General features: G+C 38.0%; 13 protein-coding genes. 4 read left to right on the forward strand and 9 right to left on the reverse strand.

Features of this window, described 5'->3' with window-relative positions; genetic code table 11:
• Positions 1-371: 371 nt before the first annotated feature.
• Positions 372-608, forward strand: a complete 237-nt coding sequence (locus PP182_RS20825) for a hypothetical protein (protein WP_272653182.1) — start codon at positions 372-374, stop codon at positions 606-608.
• Here the strand turns inward: PP182_RS20825 and PP182_RS20830 are convergent.
• Entirely contained in the window at positions 605-1,318 is a 714-nt protein-coding gene (locus tag PP182_RS20830) for an arylesterase (RefSeq protein ID WP_272653183.1), read from the reverse strand. The two genes, PP182_RS20825 and PP182_RS20830, sit on opposite strands and share 4 nt — an antisense overlap.
• A gap of 61 nt (positions 1,319-1,379) precedes the next feature.
• On the opposite strand from PP182_RS20830, the gene PP182_RS20835 reads away from it, so the two are divergent.
• The 3 genes from PP182_RS20835 (at position 1,380) to PP182_RS20845 (ending at position 5,128) form a co-directional block, all read left to right on the forward strand.
• Positions 1,380-2,069: an ABC transporter ATP-binding protein gene (locus tag PP182_RS20835; RefSeq protein ID WP_272653184.1), complete on the forward strand. Its 690-nt coding sequence runs from the start codon at positions 1,380-1,382 to the stop codon at positions 2,067-2,069.
• A 47-nt stretch (positions 2,070-2,116) separates the two neighbouring features.
• Complete coding sequence (locus PP182_RS20840; RefSeq protein ID WP_272653193.1) at positions 2,117-4,615, forward strand: ABC transporter permease; 2,499 nt, start codon at positions 2,117-2,119, stop codon at positions 4,613-4,615.
• 255 nt (positions 4,616-4,870) lie between these two features.
• Positions 4,871-5,128: a hypothetical protein gene (locus PP182_RS20845; protein ID WP_272653185.1), complete on the forward strand. Its 258-nt coding sequence runs from the start codon at positions 4,871-4,873 to the stop codon at positions 5,126-5,128.
• Positions 5,129-5,331: 203 nt separating this feature from the next.
• On the opposite strand, the gene PP182_RS20850 is transcribed toward PP182_RS20845, so the two are convergent.
• From PP182_RS20850 to PP182_RS20885, 8 genes are all read right to left on the reverse strand, one after another.
• Positions 5,332-6,918, reverse strand: a complete 1,587-nt coding sequence (locus tag PP182_RS20850) for an amidohydrolase family protein (protein WP_272653186.1) — start codon at positions 6,916-6,918, stop codon at positions 5,332-5,334.
• A gap of 134 nt (positions 6,919-7,052) precedes the next feature.
• Positions 7,053-8,267, reverse strand: coding sequence for a sensor histidine kinase (locus PP182_RS20855; protein ID WP_272653187.1), 1,215 nt, complete (start codon positions 8,265-8,267; stop codon positions 7,053-7,055).
• A gap of 108 nt (positions 8,268-8,375) precedes the next feature.
• Positions 8,376-9,770 carry a Gfo/Idh/MocA family oxidoreductase gene (locus PP182_RS20860; protein WP_272653188.1) on the reverse strand — a complete coding sequence of 465 codons (1,395 nt, stop codon included), beginning with the start codon at positions 9,768-9,770 and terminating at the stop codon, positions 8,376-8,378.
• A 148-nt stretch (positions 9,771-9,918) separates the two neighbouring features.
• Entirely contained in the window at positions 9,919-13,281 is a 3,363-nt protein-coding gene (gene secA, locus PP182_RS20865) for a preprotein translocase subunit SecA (protein WP_272653189.1), read from the reverse strand.
• A 217-nt stretch (positions 13,282-13,498) separates the two neighbouring features.
• The gene (locus PP182_RS20870) at positions 13,499-13,723 is read right to left on the reverse strand and encodes a DUF2795 domain-containing protein (protein ID WP_027064442.1); all 225 of its coding nucleotides are present in this window, start codon (positions 13,721-13,723) and stop codon (positions 13,499-13,501) included.
• A gap of 137 nt (positions 13,724-13,860) precedes the next feature.
• Positions 13,861-14,436, reverse strand: a complete 576-nt coding sequence (locus PP182_RS20875; RefSeq protein ID WP_272653190.1) for a cob(I)yrinic acid a,c-diamide adenosyltransferase — start codon at positions 14,434-14,436, stop codon at positions 13,861-13,863.
• Between the two features lie 132 nt (positions 14,437-14,568).
• Positions 14,569-14,709, reverse strand: a complete 141-nt coding sequence (locus PP182_RS20880; protein WP_272653191.1) for a hypothetical protein — start codon at positions 14,707-14,709, stop codon at positions 14,569-14,571.
• Between the two features lie 16 nt (positions 14,710-14,725).
• Complete coding sequence (locus PP182_RS20885; protein ID WP_272653192.1) at positions 14,726-15,235, reverse strand: hypothetical protein; 510 nt, start codon at positions 15,233-15,235, stop codon at positions 14,726-14,728.
• Positions 15,236-15,433 lie beyond the last annotated feature (198 nt).

Genomic DNA, 15,433 nt, shown 5'->3' on the forward strand with positions numbered 1-15,433 from the left:
TTTTGCTACCAAAAGGAACAGCCCTAAAATGGCATAACCTACGATATTATCCCCTCGGGTGGACCCTACCTGCCTCTTGGCAGGTTTAGGGCTATCCACTTACTATTTTACCTTCTACTCCAATCCAAAAATTACTTCTAAAGGATGATGTGAGATACATCCGATTTAATATTTTGTAGGAATTGAAGAAAAACATCGATGAAAAGCATAAAAACATCGATGAAACAAGAATTTTCTTGTAGGAATTTACTTATTTACCCATGTATTTCATCGAAAAATTTGAATTTCATCGATGAAATTATACCCTTTATCGAATCGCAAATTTTAAAATCACAATGCATGAGTTATATACAGACCAAATCGACCTACTAATGAAAACTATTCTTTTTTTAATGCTTGTTATCTGTATGGGGGCTTTCGCCCAAGCTCAGCAACCGGAAATCGAAATGAAGTTGAATACCATTTCAATGCCAATAACTGATCCCATGGACCAAACTAATCAAGGTGAAAAGCTCCCATCGGTAACAGGTATATTTGTATTTAAACACTCTAGGATTAAAAGGGCCTTATCCTTTAAAATGGAGGAGAAAAGTGAAAAATTGGCTTAATCCGTATTTACTTCCACCGGTAGTATTTCTGGTCCCAAAACCTTCCAAACATTATTCGCCACTATTTTTTGGCCCTCGGCGGTCGGGTGTATCCCATCTTCTAGATTGAGTTCGGGTTCCCCGGCAACACCTTCAAGAAGGAAGGGTATTAGCGATACATCATTTTTATCCGCCAGTTCAGGAAACATACTCCTAAATTTAGCTGTGTAATCCATGCCCATGTTCGGAGGAATCTGCATACCAGCCAATATAATAGTGGTATTCTCATTTTTTTGACGCACGGCATCAATGATTTGCTGCAGGTTGTCCTTTGTTTTGTCCAAGGGTATGCCCCTAAGGCCATCATTGGCACCTAATTCCAGAACAAATACGTCTACCTTTTGATTCAAAACCCAGTCCAGCCTGTTAAGACCACCAGATGTAGTTTCCCCACTTAGTCCAGAGTTGATTACCCGATAATCCAATCCAAGGGAATCAATGCGTTGTTGAATTAAATTAGGGAAGCCCTGTTCCGTTTCCAAACCGTAGGCAGCCGTGAGGCTATTACCAAAGAAGAGAATTACTTTTTCTTCAGAGTCTTCGTTATTCTCAAGGTTCTTACTGGAGACCTCCGAACTTTCTTCCACATCCTTATTCGATTTTGGGGTTTCTCCGCAGGCTAATAACAGGAAAAAGGCCAAAAAATAACTAAACTTTAATACTTTGTGCATAGTGGTTACTTCTTAAAGTAGAAATCATTTGTTTACTTTGTTAGCTTGTACCAAACGATTTATGGCAAAGATATTAAACGTAAAGAACCTAAGGAAGACTTATAAGAGCGGCGAAAAGGATTTAACTGTTTTAGATAGTGTTTCCTTTGACATTGAAGCTGGAGAAACATTTTCCATCGTGGGGCCTTCCGGAAGTGGAAAGACAACTTTATTGGGATTATGTGCAGGGCTGGATTCTTTGGACGAAGGTAGCATTGAGCTATGTGGAGTAGAATTGAGTCGGTTGAACGAAGATGAATTGGCGTTGTTGAGAAATCAAAAGGTCGGTTTTATCTTTCAGGACTTTCAACTATTGTCTACACTGACAGCATTGGAGAATGTTAGCGTACCCTTGGAGTTACAAGGTAATAAAAGGGCCCAATTGGAGGCTATGGAACTGTTGGAAAAAGTTGGGTTAGGCGATAGATATGACCATTATCCCTCACAATTATCTGGAGGCGAGCAGCAAAGGGTGGCATTGGCCAGAGCTTTTTCTACCAAACCCGATATTCTTTTTGCAGACGAGCCCACTGGAAATTTGGATGAAGAAACAGGTGAAAAGGTCATTCAGCTTTTGTTCGATTTAAATAAGGAAATGGGAACAACTTTGGTCATCGTTACACACGATTTAGATCTTGCCCAATTAACGCAAAGGATACTACGATTAAAAGGAGGCAAAATTATATCCAACGAAACCAAAATCATAGCTTGAACAATTTGAGTACATCATCTAAAACTCCATTTTCATGGTTGTTTAAAATGGCTTGGCGCGATGGCAAGGCCAGTGGCAATCGACTATTATTGTTTATGGGTAGTATTATTTTGGGAATTGCCGCAGTGGTTTCCATACAATCCTTTAGTCAAAACTTAAAGGAGAATATCGGCGGACAATCCAAGGCCTTAATGGGAGCCGATTTTTTGATCGATAGCAACGAACCAGCAAATGAAAGAGTAACCCAGATAATGGATTCCCTGGGTGGGGCGGGAGCAAAGGAAGTTAAGTTTGCTTCTATGGCGGCTTTCGTAAAAAACGGTGAGACCAAGCTTGTACAGGTTAGGGGAGTGGATGGGGATTTTCCCTTTTATGGCGAATTAGAGACGGAACCCGTAGCGGCCGCGACCACCTATCAAAAGCAAGGTGGGGCCTTGGTCGATGCAACGGCCATGTTACAATTCAATTTGCAAGTAGGTGATAGTGTAAAATTGGGAAATATTACATTTCCCATTGTTGGATCTTTGATTACGGCTCCAGGTAGCACGGGAATAGGTACCTCTGTGGCTCCGCCCATCTTAGTTCCTTTTGAATTCATGGAACCCAGTGGCCTTTTACAAAAGGGTAGCCGACTGGAATATGCTTACTATTTTAAATCCCCTAATGCGGATTTGGAAAAATTGGATAAGGAAATAGATCCTATATTGGACGAGCAAAATGCCGATTTGGATACACACACTTCCACCAGTGATCGATTGGGAAGACGTTATAACAATGTGGGGCGATTTTTAAATTTAGTGGCCTTTATTGCCTTGCTTTTAGGTTGTGTAGGAATTGCCAGTTCCGTTCATATTTACATTAAGGAAAAACTCAAATCAGTTGCCGTACTTAAGTGTTTAGGGGCAACCCGTAAACAAACGTTCTTGATTTATTTAATACAGATTGCGGGAATGGGGCTGCTTGGTGGATTCATAGGTACTGTAATTGGGCTATTGTTACAGCAGACTTTTCCATTGATTTTACAGGAATTCCTACCTTTTGAAGTTGAAATATCTACTTCCTATTCGGCGATTGCGGTTGGACTGATTTTAGGTGTTTTAATGTCCGTTCTTTTTGCACTTTCACCCTTGCTGAATACCTGGTTTGTCTCTCCTTTACAAGTTTTGAGAGTACAGAATAATCTTGGGACTAAATCAAGAAAAGCTCAGATATGGGTTCTTTTGTCCATTGTACTTTTCGTTTTTCTATTTGCTTTTTGGCTATTGGATAATTTGAAATATGCAGCAAGTTTTGTTCTGGGAATCTTCGTTACTTTTTCCATACTAGCTGGAGTTTCGATACTATTTATGCGTTTGGTCAAAAGATATTTTCCAAAATCTTGGAGTTTTACTTCCAGACAGAGCTTGTTAAACCTATTTAGGCCGAACAACCAAACTGCTGTTTTGATTTTAGCTATCGGAATTGGCACCTTTTTAATCAGTACCCTTTACTTTACAAAGGACTTTTTATTGGACAAGGCTGTGGTTGAATCCAGTGAAAAAAGTCCAAATATCATTATGTTCGATGTCCAGTCCGGACAGAAACAAGATATTATAAATACTATTGAGCCCAAAGGCCTACCCATTTTAGATAATATACCCATTATTACGATGCGAATGGAACGCATTAAGGACCGAAGTGTTAATGCGATTCGTTTGGATACAACCACCCGTATCAATAAATGGATTCTTAACCATGAATTTAGAGTCACTTATAGAGACTCTCTCATCGCTTCGGAGAAATTGGTTTCAGGTAAGTTTGATAGCGAAGTTCCGCAGGATGGTCCGGTACCAATTTCTTTGTCGGACAATGTAGCTAGGGATGCCCAAGTAGTAGTTGGGGATACTTTGTTATTCAACGTACAGGGTATGTTAATGGAGACTGTTGTAGGCAGCATACGTGAAGTGGATTGGGGAAGAATGCAACTCAATTTCTCCGTTGTTTTCCCAACGGGGGTTTTAGAGAACGCCCCTCAGTTTCATGTACTCACCACGAATGCTCCTGATAAATCATCGTCGGCGAACCTACAACGAGAGTTGGTCAAAAAATTTCCCAATGTTTCAATTTTAGATTTGAGACAGGTGCTGGCTCTAGTTGAAAGCATTCTGGATAAAATATCTTGGGTGGTAAGTTTTATGGCCTTCTTCAGCATTTTAACCGGAATAATAGTATTGATAGGCTCTGTTAGAAATAGTAAATACCAACGTATTCGTGAAAGTGTATTACTAAGGACCATAGGTGCAAAAAGTAGTCAAATCCTAAAAATTACGGCCTTGGAATATCTTTATCTAGGAGCTTTGGGTAGTGGTATTGGGGTATTACTTTCTTTGCTGGGAAGTCAATTATTGGCCTATTTTATTTTTGAAACTCCCTTTGTACCCTCTTGGATACCATTTTTGGTCGTATTACCAGGAATTACCCTATTGGTTTTGTTCATAGGTTTGTCCAACAACATATCCGTGCTCAAAAGCCCTCCACTTCAAGTTTTAAGAAAGGAGAATAATTAATTTTCATTTAGAATACCTCGCTAAAGAATTGAAATTTATTTCAAAAACAACAGTGTCAATACTTTAAATGTGTCTAAAACGTAGATTAACTGCCAATTTCTTCGGTAAGTTTAATTTGGGGTAGATAACACTTATCGGTCTTTTCATACACTTTATCCAAGATAAATATATTCACCGAAAAACATTGTATTTCAGCGACATACGTTGCTTTCAATTGTCTTCTCGAGTTAGCTTTATATAACCCAAATCAATGTTATGAAAGCTATTTTAACTTTTGCCCTTGTTCTTTTTTTCGGTGGAATTTCCATGGCACAGCAATCAAATAATAATCAAAAGGTAGATACCTTTCAGGCTGAGGCTGTTTTAATTTTAGAAAATACCGAAACAAGTAGTTCTAAACAGGCAAATGTTTCCAATCAAAAATCAATAGCTAGATTATACAGGTATAAAAATACGAGGGTAAAAAAAGCCTTGTTTTTTACAACCAAGAAAGATAAGCCAAAGTTGGCATAAAGATTGACCTACTTAAAACACAAGTACAATTAAGTACTTCATTTAAACTACAATGCTATGTTATTATCTATCACTTTAATTGCAGTATTATTAGTAAGCTCTTATTTAGTAATTTTTCCAAAATCCAAAGGAAACTTAAGACCCATTAAAATTCCTGTCGAGGACAAAAAAAGGATAAAGTAAGAAATCACTTAAGTTTAATCTTATTCTTTTATTCCAGGCTGTTTTATTTGGTAACCGTCTTTGGCTTTAGCCTCGTCTACCTGACGTTTTACGTCGGCCAATAAGGCCTTGGAATCATAGATTATTCCATCCTTGATGGTATACTTAACGCCACCAACCCGAACAACTTTGTTGTCTTCCGTGAGCTTAATTGCACCGGTGCCATAAAGTACTTTCAAATTTTTAAGCGGATTTTCATCTACTATGGCAAAATCCGCTAATTTACCTATGGCAACGGAACCTATTTTATCATCCATCCCTAAAGCTTCGGCACCATTTAAGGTTGCCGAGCGAATTATTTCCAAAGGATGGAACCCTGCCTCCCTCAATAGTTCCAATTCCCTGATATATGCAAATCCATAGAGCTGGAAGATAAACCCAGAATCCGAGCCGGTAGTTACACGGCCGCCCCTATTTTTATATTCATTGACGAACGTCATCCATAACTTGTAATTCTTTTTCCAAGCCACTTCTTGTTCAGTTCCCCAATCATGCCAATAGGAACCATGGGATACTTTACTAGGTTGATAAAACTCCCAAAGTGTTGGTAATGTATAATCTTCGTGCCATTCGGCTCTCCGAGCTCTTTGCAAATCCCTGCTTGCTTCATAAATATTAAAGGTGGGGTCCAGGGTAAAATCTAATTCCAATAACTCGTCCATCACATTGTTCCAGTGCTCGGAGTAAGGTTTTGCAGCCTGAGACCAAAGATTTCCTGCATTCTCAAAACGATGTTGCTCATTTTGATAATTGTAGTCCAACGGATAATCCTGCACCGTTCTATCATCAAATAGGGCTTCTGGTAGGCCATACCAGTGCTCCATGGAGGTTAGACCCGCTCGTGCAGAGTGTAAAGCATTCCATCTAGCGACGCTTAACTGTGCATGATGGCAAGCTGAACCCAGTCCCAGCTTTTTGTTTTCATCCAAAGCTGCAGCCATGATTTCTGGTTCCGCACCAAAAAATTTGATTCCGTCCGCACCTTTTTTTGCATTGGCCCTTACCCATTCCCTTGCCTGTTCCGGGGTGGAGATAGGTATATCATTAAGTGGATTAAAGGACTTACTCGTCTGGCCAAATCCTGTGTATGCCATAATACGTGGTGCAATAATTTCATTTTTTGCACTCTTTCTTTTCAGGTCCATTGTAAAATCTACCCCTCTTCCGCTAGGTTCCCTTACTGTAGTTATACCATGGGCCATCCACAACTTAAAAACGTAATTTGGTTCCGCTCCTTGAGCCTTTCCCCCGATATGTCCATGCATATCTATGAGTCCCGGCATTAGATACATTCCGGTACAGTCTAGTTCCTTTCCGCCAGCTTGCAATTGGGGTCTTTTAGACGCATCAATTTTAACCCCTGGATAACCAACAACCTTTATCTCTTTAATAATGTTATTTTCAACTACAATATCTATTGGTCCTTGAGGAGGAGCTCCATTACCATTGATCAACATAACCCCTCGAATAATGAGTTGTGTATAGGGACCATCACCTTGTAAAGATTGAGCGAAGGAAAGATTAATGAAAAGAATCAAAAAAGTAAATAGACTGAATGTTTTTTTCATGATTGGAAAGCTTGGTGAATATGGAATGGTTCTTTAATTAGCTTCCTAAATATATGAAATATCAGGATAAGAAAGAGCAATGAGAAAGACTTTGAGAGTGGAATTGTGAAGACCGTAAAATAACAACTGTCGTATTAGGCAACCGGTGATAATTGTTGTTTAATTTCCTGAAACTTTATAATATAGTTTGTCCCTTTTTTACTTGTATCTTTTTGAATTGAGCCTTTAAGTTGCCTGGTAAGATTATAGATTAGCTTAAGGCCTAAAGACTTAGAATTTTTATAGTTTATAGTGTCGGGGAAGCCCACACCATTATCTCCAATATTCAATACATAGTGTTTATCTATTTCTTTTTTAAGGGCGATGTAAATTTCACCTTCCTGATCATCCTCGAAACCATATTTTAGGGCATTCGTTACAGCTTCATTGATTAAGAGACCCAGTGGAATGGCAGTGTCTATACCTAATTTAATTTCTGGAATATCGATTTTCAGATTTACCTTACTGTCAAAACCTTTAATGGAACGTATTAAGTATTCGCTAAGCTCTTGGACGTAGGAACGATATTCAATTTGGCTAATATCCTTTCGCATATATAACATTTCATGCACCATAGCCATTGAAATCACTCTATTTTGCGTGCTTTTTAATAAATCTTTCAATTTGGTTTCCTCAACATTTCTTGTTTGAAGACTTAATAAACTAGATACCGTTTGAAGGTTGTTTTTTACACGGTGATGAACCTCTTTTAGAAGCATTTCTTTTTCGTGCATTTGTACAGTCAATTCTTTTTTGGATTTATACAGGGCATTATGAGACTTTAATAGGTCTTTGCCAAAGATGCTGCCTAATAAATAAAGCGAAAAGGATACGGATAAAAGACTAAAGATATTCCTTGATTCAGTAGGTACAAGATTCTCCGTAAAACTTAAATCGGGGAAACTTTGGGAGAAAACGAATAAAATAAGGACAAATGTGAAGTACAAATAGGAACGGCCATGCCTTTGTGTATTGATATACCCTGCAAATACTACAAGTGCCAACATAAAAATAAAGGTGCTGTTAATTCCGCCACTGTATAAAGTAATAGTGAGAGCACTTATCAATGCCAAAATGGAGGAGAGATTGTAAGTGATACTTATATTTTTGTGGTTCTCATAGAAGAATATATTGATAAGATTAAGAATACCATAAGAAAACAATACATGCGGGATAATTTCCTTAATGTTGAGTAAAAACACACAAATAAGTCCAAATGCTATGGCCAAGGAACTGGTCACATAATTTACTTTTTGAACCAACCTTATTTTTTCCTTAACGTATTCTTGCTCTATTTGAAAATCTGGCATAATATCAATTTAGATATTTAGTAATCATGGTCTTCAGTGTAAATCTACTTATGTTTTTAACATAATACTAAGATTTTTTATTTTACTCAGGGCAAACTAAGCCAGGTTTTAAGCTCTTTTAGCTTTTGGGATTAAATCTGTAAGATTGGATACTTTAATTGGCTTTCCGGATTCAATACTTTTCCTTGCTGCAATTCCAATTAGTATGGACATGGCACCATCCCGAACCCCTGCTGTTCTTCCATAAGGATCAGGAATTTCTGGATTAATGAATATTTTGTCATGGAGGCGTTTGTCTCCACCTCCATGACCGCTTTTTTCCATATCTACATTAATGGTTTCAAATTGCTTCCAAAGTTTGTGAACCACTATAGGTTTAACGGTTACCTCTTCCTTACCGTTCTGTGACATTTCACTGGTATGTTTTTCCGCTTCATCCATGGTTGCATTTTCATAATAAGGTATGTCCAACCAAGCTTCTATTCTACCTTTGGTACCGTTGAAAGCCACACGCCAACCCTCAAAAGGGGAATAGGTGGTAAGCGAGTAGTTGAGCACTGTATTGTCGGTATATTTAACCTGAGCGGACATTTTATCGTAAATATTTATGTCCTCACGAAAAAGGCAATTATCCCTAATATACCCATCTTCATGCTCGTGATCTACATATAGTTTTTTTAGAAAGTTATCTTTATTGATGTCCCAATAAAATTCACAAGTGGACTTATGGGAACAGGTTCTGCAGTTAGGACCGCGGAAGGCTCCATTTTTTCCGTAAAATTCCAAATCCCCATATGCAAAAACCTCATTAGGCTCAGAGTCGATCCACCAATTGAGCAAATCAAAATGATGTGTTGCTTTATGTACCCATAGCGAGCCACTGCTTTCCATTTCGCCATGCCATCTTCTAAAATAGGATGCCCCATGATAGGTATTTAGATACCAATTAAAATCCACCGAAACCAAGTCCCCAATCGTATTTTTGGCCAATAATTCCTTGATTTTAGTGGCGTATGGGCTCCATCTGTAATTAAAACCTACGATTAAATTTTTATTGGATGCACTTTCGGCATCCAGTATTTGTTGACATTTGATTTCGTCGATAGTTAATGGTTTCTCCGTTAGTACATCGCAACCCATTTGAAGTCCTTTTATAATAAATTCATGGTGCGTTGAATCCTTCGTTGTTACAATAATCAAGTCTGGTTTCGTTTTTTTAACCATTTCCTCAAAAGAACTAAATGTGGGACATTTTGTTCCAATGTAGGTTTTACCATACTCTAATCTGCTTGAGTTGATATCACTTAAACCAACAAATTTCAGGATATCCGAGTATTCATCGACCAATCGTTTTCCCCAAAAGGTAATCCCCCTTATCCCTGTGCCTACAAGGGCAACTTTGAGTTTTTTCGATTCGTTAAACGCAAAAGCGTTCAAAGGAATTGTACTGCTGGCAGCTAACATACTGATGGAAAATATAAATTCTCTTCTGGATTTTTTCATGCTAATATTTTAAAGTATCCTTTTAAAGATATTTAAAAATTATAAAGGGCTGAAAATTATGTTTTTAATATTTACCCCTTGGCCTATACATAAGGATTATAAAAAAAGGCGCTCATTTGAGCGCCCTTTTTAAATTTGTCTAAAATGTTTAGTCCTGTACCAGAACCCATTCACCTTTAGATATTAAAGGTTCTGCCTGTTTAAATTTTACAGTTTTGCTTTCCCCGGACATAACATTTTTGATGGTTACTTTCTCGTTTCTCCCAATTTTGGGTTGTTCCCTTATAATAGTTTCTGTAACTGCAGGCCTTTGTCTTTGTGTTTGCCCCGCTGCCCTGTTTTGTGCAGCAAGTTCATCACTATTAGGAATTTCTTCTTTGGAGGTTTTAATCTTTTCCTTACGTTGGGTAACGCTCCTCGCTTCCCTAATGTCATTTGGATTACCAGATGGAAGCTCTCCTTTGAATAAGAAAGAAACTATTTCCTTGTTTACTTTTTCAATCATTTCCTTGAATAGCTCAAATGCTTCAAATTTGTAGATGAGCAAAGGATCCTTTTGTTCATGTACGGCCAATTGGACAGACTGTTTTAACTCATCCATTTTTCGAAGATGTGTTTTCCAAGAATCATCAATAATGGCCAAGGATATATTTTTCTCAAAATCCGTTACTAATTGTTTACCCTCACTTTCATAAGCTTCCTGTAGGTTCGTAACTACGTTGAGGGTTTTTACACCATCTGTAAATGGCACCACAATACGCTCAAAATTATTCGCATTGTCTTCATAAACCTGTTTAATAACCGGTAGTGCCGCCGAGGCATTACGTTCCATTTTTTCCTTATAATGGTCGTAACCTGCTTTGTACACCTTCCCAGTTATTTCCTGTGCACTGAGTTTGCCAAATTCCTCTTCACTGACCGGTGAAGTCATTGAAAAATATTTAATCAACTCAAATTCAAAGTTTTTATAATCATTGGCAGCCTTATTGCCCTCAACAATAACTTCACAGGTATCATAAACCATGTTGGCAATGTCAACCTTAAGTCGCTCTCCCTGTAGGGCATGTCGTCTTCTTTTATAGACCACTTCACGTTGAGCATTCATTACGTCGTCATATTCCAACAGGCGTTTACGAACACCAAAATTGTTTTCCTCAACTTTTTTCTGAGCTCTTTCAATGGATTTGGTCATCATACTGTGCTGAATGACCTCTCCGTCTTCCAAGCCCATTTTATCCATCATTTTTGCAACTCTATCCGAACCAAAAAGACGCATTAAATTATCTTCCAAAGATACATAGAACTGTGAGCTTCCTGGGTCACCTTGACGACCGGAACGTCCTCGTAACTGCCTATCCACACGTCTGGAATCATGTCTTTCCGTACCGATTATCGCCAAACCTCCCGCTTCTTTTACTGCTCCCGTAAGTTTGATATCCGTTCCACGACCTGCCATGTTGGTTGCAATGGTTACCACCCCTGGGTTACCTGCTTCGGCAACGACGTCCGCTTCTTTCTTGTGCAATTTGGCATTAAGAACATTATGTGGAACTTTACGTACGCTAAGTAATTTTGAAAGTAATTCGGAGATTTCTACGGAAGTAGTACCGATTAAAACAGGTCTTCCTGCCTGACTTAATTTTGTCACTTCATCTATTATGGCATTGTACTTCTCGCGTTTTGTTTTGTAGATTAAATCATTTCTATCATCTCGGGCGATAGGTCTGTTGGTTGGTATCTCCATGACATCCAACTTGTAGATTTCCCAAAATTCACCTGCTTCAGTAATCGCAGTACCCGTCATACCTGCCAATTTACCGTACATTCTAAAGTAATTCTGTAGGGTTACAGTAGCAAAAGTTTGAGTAAGGGCTTCAATTTTTACATTTTCCTTTGCCTCAATAGCTTGGTGTAGGCCATCTGAATAACGGCGACCGTCCATGATACGACCAGTTTGCTCGTCTACGATCATCACTTTGTTATCGATAACCACATATTCTACATCTTTCTCGAATAAAGTATATGCCTTAAGCAACTGACTCATTGTGTGAATACGCTCACTCTTTACCGTAAAATCCTTGAAGAGCTCTTCTTTCAATTCAGCTTCTTCTTCAATTTCGAGGTTTTGTTGCTCAATTTTAGCAATCTCACCGCCAATATCCGGCATCACAAAGAAGTCTTTATCCTGCTCACCTGAGATATAATTGACTCCTTTGTCCGTTAATTCAATTTGGTTGTTTTTTTCGTCAATCACAAAAAGCAGGTCCTCATCGACCTTTGGCATTTCACGATTGTTATCCTGCATGTAGAAATTTTCCGTTTTCTGAAGCAACTGCTTTACGCCTTCTTCACTCAAGAATTTGATTAAAGCCTTATTCTTAGGTAAACCTCTGTAAACCCTTAACAATAGGAAACCTCCTTCTTTGGTGTCACCTTCGGCTATTAATTTTTTTGCCTCGGCTAATACTCCGGTCAGGTGTTGTCTCTGTTTTTGAACAATTTCACCAACTTTTGGTTTTAGCTCATTGAATTCATGTCTATCGCCTTCGGGAACAGGTCCGGAAATTATCAACGGCGTTCGAGCATCATCGACCAAAACCGAATCTACCTCATCCACTATAGCATAGTTATGTGGACGCTGTACCAAGTCTTTTGGTGTATGGGCCATATTATCCCTCAAGTAATCAAAACCGAATTCGTTATTGGTTCCGTACGTGATATCCGCGTTATAGGCTGCCCGTCTACCATCAGAATTTGGTCTATGATGATCAATACAGTCTACGGAAAGTCCATGAAATTCGAAAATAGGGGCCATCCATGCACTATCCCTTTTGGCCAAGTAATCATTAACAGTTACCAGGTGAGCACCATTTCCAGTTAGGGCATTTAGGTATAAGGGTAAAGTGGCTACTAAAGTTTTACCTTCACCGGTCTGCATTTCAGCAATTTTACCTTGATGCAAGGCAATACCACCGATGAGCTGGACATCATAATGGACCATATCCCAGGTAACTTCTTTACCCGCGGCATCCCATGAGTTTTGCCAAACGGCATGATCGCCATCAAGTGTAACGTAATCCTTATCTCCTGAAATTTTTCGGTCGTATTCCGTTGCCGTTACCGTAAGGGTTTCGTTTGCCGCAAAACGTTTTGCAGTTTCCTTAACAACAGCAAAAGCTTCCGGTAAAATAGTGTTTAACGTTTCTTCCGAAATGGTGTAAGCTTCCTCCTTAAGTTTATCTATTTCGGTATAAATATCCTCGTTTTTGTCGATGTCCGAAGATTCGAGTACTTCTTTTTCCAGTTCGGTTATCTTGTCGGTGATTTCTTGGTAAGAATCCTTTATGGTTTGCTTAAAACTCTCGGTTTTGTTCCTAAGTTCGTCATGACTTAGCTGTTCAAACTCATTTTCAAAGGATTTTATTTGATCTACCAAAGGCTGCAACTCCTTTACGTCTTTTTTGGACTTGTCCCCAACAAAAGCCTTTAGTATAGAATTGATAATACTCATATGTACGTATTTGTAATTTGTATTGAAAACAACAAACCAATGGTTTTCCTATCGTTTTCAATATGATAATTATTGTCAGTAATCGTATCTGGCATTTCACTTGAACAAAAGCTGTTCCAGTATGTATTTATGTCCTGATTTTCTTCTTAGACTGCCAAAATTACATAAAAAAAAAGCCTCCAAGGAGACTTTTAAGTAGTTATTGTGATATCGAATATTAATATTCGTCCTCGTTCCAGAGATAATCTTCTTCTGTTGGATAATCGGGCCAAATCTCTTCTATAGATTCGTAGATTTCGCCACCTTCTTCCTCCATGGATTGTAAATTCTCCACAACCTCCAAAGGAGCACCGGTTCTAATAGAGTAATCAATTAACTCATCTTTACTTGCCGGCCAAGGCGCATCACTTAAATAAGATGCTAATTCTAGTGTCCAATACATGGTAATAGTTTGATTTTAAAATTTTTGCAAAAATAATTTTTAATTGGAAACGGCCAAGATAATTTGCGATTATTTCGACCGAGTTATCAACATATTTTTTGCATTGATAAATTGATAACGCATAAATTGTGAATTTATTAGTCCCTTTTTTCGGGAATCCACTTTATTTCCTCTACTTTCAACTCCATTGTTAATTTCCGCGCCAGCACGAATAGATAGTCCGATAGCCGATTTAAATAAGTCAAAACGGTTTCTTCAAATGGTTCATTCTCATATAAAATAGTTGTTTTTCTTTCCGCCCTTCTACAAACAGTTCTCGCTATATGACAGTATGACACCGTTGTGTGCCCACCCGGTAATATAAAATGGGTCATTTCCGGTAAGCTCTCATCCATCTTATCCATAGCCTGCTCCAAAAATTCAACATCAAGACCACTTATTTTTTGAATATTTAAGCGCTCCTGTCCATTTTTTAAAATTGCCTTTTTAGGGTCGGTAGCCAAAATAGCACCTACTATAAACAATTTTTTTTGAATGGCATGAAGTTCCTTCTTTATGTTTTTCGATATTACTTGATCGGCGATGAGTCCTATCCAAGAGTTTAATTCATCGACTGAACCATAGCTATCTATTCGAATATGATGTTTAGGAACTCTAGTGCCTCCAAAAAGCGATGTTGTTCCTTTGTCTCCAGTTTTGGTATAGATTTTCATATTTTTATTGTTCAATAATGGTGGGTTGTTACCCTAAAAACAAGGATGTACCTTGGAGTTTATTTATTTACTTTTTAATAGGATACCGACCAGAACTCCAAAAACTATACCCAAACGCTAACATACGAGATTTTAATCCCCTTTTTTCCTGCTTTTATAATCTCCCATAAATTTCCGGGATTTACGCTCCCTGGATTTTCTTTTATTGGTTATGGTTATTACCAAATAGATGGCAAAAACAACTCCTAAAACAATGTAAACCGTATTATCCATGGTCCAGATTTTACATTTATATTCTTATTTTAAAGTGCTCCTTGGCCTGTTCTTTCCGAAAGAAAACCAAACTACAATAAAACAGGTCTATTGTAACCGTAACTTCTGGAAGTTTTTTTATTCTCTCCCAATTTTCGGTTCGCGTTTTTGTCTCGTGCATGCCATTTAAAAGTATCATGGTATTGTTATGATAACTTTCCGGGGAAATGGAGTTAAAAAGCTTATCGTTTTTTTCTACATAAATTAGATCGAAGGGTAAACTGTTAAACTCCAAATCTTCAAAAAGAGCAACTATCTTTTCTTTAATATAATCGTCTGTATGGACAAATCCAATTCTTTTGTATTTAAAATATGATATAGCCGTAGTAAGAACATGTTCCGATTTGTTATGATTTTTATTTCTCTTTTGGTAAAGTCCCTTGGTAATTAAACTATAAACAAAGGGTGAATGTACACCATGTTGATTGGTGGATAATACTAGGAATTTTAAGTAGGAAAAAAATTGATACACTTTAAGTGTTTTCAAAATTTACCAAATGTACTAATACCTTTTAATTTGGGAAAAATGATTTTATCCATAATCCTTGCAAGTTATGTGCCTTGAAAAGGTTGTTCATATAAGGAAATGGATAGCCCTAAACCTGCCAAGAGGCAGGTAGGGTCCACCCGAGGGGATAATATCGTAGGTTATGCCATTTTAGGGCTGTTCCTTTTGGTAGCAAAG

This window comes from Maribacter sp. PR1 (genome assembly GCF_028464145.1).
Lineage (GTDB): Bacteria > Bacteroidota > Bacteroidia > Flavobacteriales > Flavobacteriaceae > Maribacter.